4 protein-coding genes are annotated in these 3884 nt (G+C 73.1%); all 4 read left to right on the plus strand.

Features of this window, described 5'->3' with window-relative positions:
* Positions 1-245 precede the first annotated feature (245 nt).
* Positions 246-2180, plus strand: a complete 1935-nt coding sequence (locus H5J29_RS24185) for a TIGR03960 family B12-binding radical SAM protein (RefSeq protein ID WP_181783331.1) — start codon at positions 246-248, stop codon at positions 2178-2180.
* On the plus strand, positions 2173-2709 hold the full coding sequence (locus tag H5J29_RS24190; protein WP_181783332.1) for a GNAT family N-acetyltransferase: 537 nt from the start codon (positions 2173-2175) through the stop codon (positions 2707-2709). The genes H5J29_RS24185 and H5J29_RS24190 overlap by 8 nt, the downstream gene beginning before the upstream one ends.
* A 29-nt stretch (positions 2710-2738) precedes the next feature.
* Complete coding sequence (locus H5J29_RS24195; protein ID WP_181783333.1) at positions 2739-3524, plus strand: TIGR03936 family radical SAM-associated protein; 786 nt, start codon at positions 2739-2741, stop codon at positions 3522-3524.
* Between the two features lie 171 nt (positions 3525-3695).
* Positions 3696-3884, plus strand: a 189-nt coding sequence (locus tag H5J29_RS24200) for a translation initiation factor IF-2 N-terminal domain-containing protein (protein WP_181783334.1), incomplete at its 3' end; no start/stop codon positions are given.

Below are 3884 nucleotides of genomic sequence, written 5' to 3' on the forward strand. Positions count from 1 at the left end.
GACGACCGGGACGCGCACGCAGGTGGGCCCGAGGGCGGGGATCAGGTCGGCGGCCACGACCCCGTAGTCGCCGGAGGCCCAGAGGGCGCGGTGCTTGGGTCCGATGGTGCGGATGGGGTCGGTGGTGGGGGTGGTCATGGTTCCTCCTTCGTCGGCGCCGCGAAGGCTCGCGGGCCGGCGTGTGCGAAACCGTGTGCGGGAACCGTGTGCTCGGCCGGGAGAGCGCGGGGCTACCCTGGGTCCGCGTGAGCCCCGCGTCCGTCTTCCCTGCCCTCGAACCACTGCTGCCGCGCGTCTCGAAGCCGGTGCAGTACGTCGGCGGTGAGCTGAACGCGCAGGCCAAGCCGTGGGACGCCGCCGCGGTCCACTGGGCGTTGATGTACCCCGACGCGTACGAGGTCGGGCTGCCCAACCAGGGCGTCATGATCCTGTACGAGGTCCTCAACGAGCGGGCCGACGCGCTGGCCGAGCGCTGCTACGCCGTCTGGCCGGACCTCGAGGCCCTCATGCGGGAGCACGGGGTGCCCTCGTTCACCGTGGACCAGCACCATCCGGTCGGCGCCTTCGACCTGCTCGGCGTGTCCTTCTCCACCGAGCTGGGCTACACCAACCTGCTTACCACCCTGGACCTGGCCGGGATCCCGCTGCACGCGCGGGACCGGGACGAGTCGCACCCCGTCGTCGTCGCAGGCGGGCACGCGGCCTTCAACCCGGAGCCGATCGCGGACTTCGTCGACGTCGCCGTGCTCGGCGACGGCGAGGAGGTCGTCGGGGACATCACCGACGTCGTCCGGGAGTGGAAGACCTCCGGGACCGACCGTCGAGAGCTGCTCCGACGGCTGGCGAACACCGCCGGGTGCTACGTCCCGGCGCTGTACGAGGTCTCCTACGACACGGAGATCACCGGGGTCACGCCGGTCGACGGCGCTCCGGCCACGGTGCAGAAGCGCACCACCACCGACCTCGACGAGTGGCCCTACCCGAAGGCGCCGCTGGTCCCGCTGGCCGAGACCGTGCACGAGCGTGCGAGCGTGGAGATCTTCCGCGGATGCACCCGCGGCTGCCGGTTCTGCCAGGCCGGGATGATCACCCGGCCGGTGCGGGAGCGGTCGCTGGAGGGGATCGGCGCGATGGTCGACTCCGCCGTCCGGTCCTCGGGGTTCGACGAGGTGGGGCTCCTGTCGCTGAGCAGCGCGGACCACTCGGAGATCGCGGACATCACGAAGGGCCTCGCCGACCGCTACGAGGGCACCAACACCTCGCTCTCGCTGCCGAGCACCCGCGTCGACGCCTTCAACATCGACCTCGCGAACGAGATCAGCCGCAACGGCCGCCGCTCCGGGCTGACCTTCGCCCCCGAGGGCGGGTCCGAGCGGATCCGCAAGGTGATCAACAAGATGGTGTCGGAGGAGGACCTGATCCGCACCGTCTCCGAGGCGTTCGCCCAGGGCTGGCGGCAGGTCAAGCTCTACTTCATGTGCGGGCTGCCCACGGAGGAGGACGAGGACGTCCTCGAGATCGCGGGCATGGCGCACCGGGTCATCCAGGCGGGCCGGGCCGCGAGCGGCCGCAACGACGTCCGCTGCACGATCTCCATCGGCGGGTTCGTCCCCAAGCCCCACACGCCGTTCCAGTGGGCCGCCCAGGCCCATCCGGACGTCGTCGACGCCCGGCTGCGCAAGCTGCGCGAGGCCGTCAACAGCAACCGCAAGCTGGGCAAGAACATCGGCATGCGCTACCACGACGGCCAGCCGTCGCTGATCGAAGGCCTGCTCGCCCGGGGCGACCGCCGGGTCGGCGCCGTGATCGAGCGCGTCTGGCGCGAGGGCGGCCGGTTCGACGGCTGGTCGGAGCACTTCTCCTACGACCGCTGGGTCTCCGCGGCGGCGGCCGAGCTGGAGCCCCTCGGCGTCTCGCTGGACTGGTTCACCACCCGCGAGCGCGGCGAGAGCGAGATCCTGCCCTGGGACCACCTCGACTCCGGTCTCGAGCGGGACTGGCTGTGGACCGACTGGCAGGACGCGCTGAGCGAGCGGGAGCAGGACGACTGCCGCTGGACCCCGTGCTTCGACTGCGGCGTCTGCCCGTCGACGGGCACGGACATCGAGGTCGGACCGAGCGGGACCACCCTGATCCCGCTGACGGTGCTCAACCCGGTCGGGCGGGAGCTGGGTGCCTGAGGAATCCGCCGCCCCGCCTGCACCCTCGTCGGCGGGGACCCGCGAGACCGTGGTCCGGATCGCGGACGAACGCGACGTGGAGGCCCTCGCCCGGCTCCGTCGTGCGTGGGCGGAGGAGCGTTCGGGCCGCCCGGTGACGGACGGCTCCTTCGAGGCCTCGTTCGCCCAGTGGGCGCGCACGGAGCAGCCGCGGCGGACGTTCTGGCTGGCCGAGATCGGCAGTGAACGGGCGGGGTGGACGCCGATCGGGTCGATCAACGTCGTCGAGATCGTCCCGATGCCCCGGCCCGGGACGCGGGCGGCGAGCGTCGGGCAGGTGGGGAACGCCTTCGTGCTCGCGGCGTTCGCGGACCGCGGGGTGCCGCGCGCCCTGCTGGAGGCCGTGATCGACCACGCCCGGGAGCGTCGCTACCGCAGGCTGATCCTCGCGCCCACCGCGCGCAGCACGGCCTTCTACCGCCGCGCGGGCTTCCGTCCGGCGGGGGAGACCCTGCTCGTCCTGGAACCCGAGCGCCCCGCCCCCGAGTAGCCCGTCCGGCCCTGTGGGAGGCTGGGGCCATGGCACGTGTGCGTCCCGGGGAGGCCGCGAACCCCGCTCCGCCGACGGTGCAGCGCATCCGGGTGCGCTTCGCCAAGCGCGGGCGGCTGCGGTTCCTCTCGCACCGGGACGTGGCGCGCAGCGTCGAGCGGGCGGTGCGGCGTTCCGGGGTCCCGGTGTCGCACTCGCACGGGTTCTCGCCGCACCCGCGGATCTCCTGGATCGGCGCCGCGCCGACCGGCACGGCGAGCGAGGCCGAGTACTTCGAGATCGGGCTCACCCGGGAGGTCGAGCCCGAGGTGGTCCGGACGGCCCTGGACGCGGTGCTCCCGGACGGGCTGGACCTCCTCGAGGCCGTCGTCGCCGAACCCCCGGCGCTCGCCGACCGGGTGGATGCGAGCCTCTGGCGGATCGAGCTCCCGGGTGTCTCCGAGGCCGGTCTGCGGGCGGCGGTCGACGGGCTGCTGGCGAAGGACTCCCTGGTCGTGGACCGGATCATGCCCTCGGGCAAGCGGCAGATCGACGTCCGCGCCGCGGTCGCGTGGGCCGAGGTGGCGGCGGACTCGCCGACCGGTGTCACACCGGATGCGGCCGCCTCCGGGCCAGACTGTGCGATACTGACGGCGGTCGTACGGCAGACGACACCCGCTGTTCGACCCGACGACGTGTTGGGCGCACTCGACGTTGTCGCAGGGCTGAAGCCGCCGGTGCCCGCGAAGGCGACCCGGATGGCGCAGGGCCTGCTCGACGACCGGGGCCGCCTCGCCGATCCGCTCGGTCCCGGCCGGGTCACCACCCGGGCCTGACCACCGCGGAGCGGTGCCATCGCCGGCCCACGACGGGCCGACATCTCGAGGATCACGTCGCCGAGTACGCCGAGCGACCAGGATTGCCCGTCCCGCACCGCGGGACGGGAGAACGCGTAAGGCCCCTGCGCGGCCGCCCTCATCCGGGGCGCCCGGGGGCGAAGGAGCTGAATGTCGATCAACGATGCGCCCGCCGGTGGTACCGGCGGGCCGTTCTCCGTGTCGGATCTGCCCGAGAAGCTGCGAGTGCACGCACTCGCCAAGCTGATCGGCAGGACCAGCAAGGAGGTCCTCGCCGCGCTCGCCGACGTCGGCAGTCCGGCCTCCAGCGCCCAGGCGGGCGTGGACCGCAAGACCGCC

It is taken from the genome of Pseudonocardia pini, assembly GCF_013870575.1.
GTDB classification, from domain to species: Bacteria; Actinomycetota; Actinomycetes; order Mycobacteriales; family Pseudonocardiaceae; genus Pseudonocardia; species Pseudonocardia pini.

Excerpts from the sequence above, each read along its gene's own strand:
- H5J29_RS24195 (WP_181783333.1), top strand. The coding sequence starts at position 2,739 with ATGGCACGTGTGCGTCCCGGGGAGGCCGCGAACCCCGCTCCGCCGACG.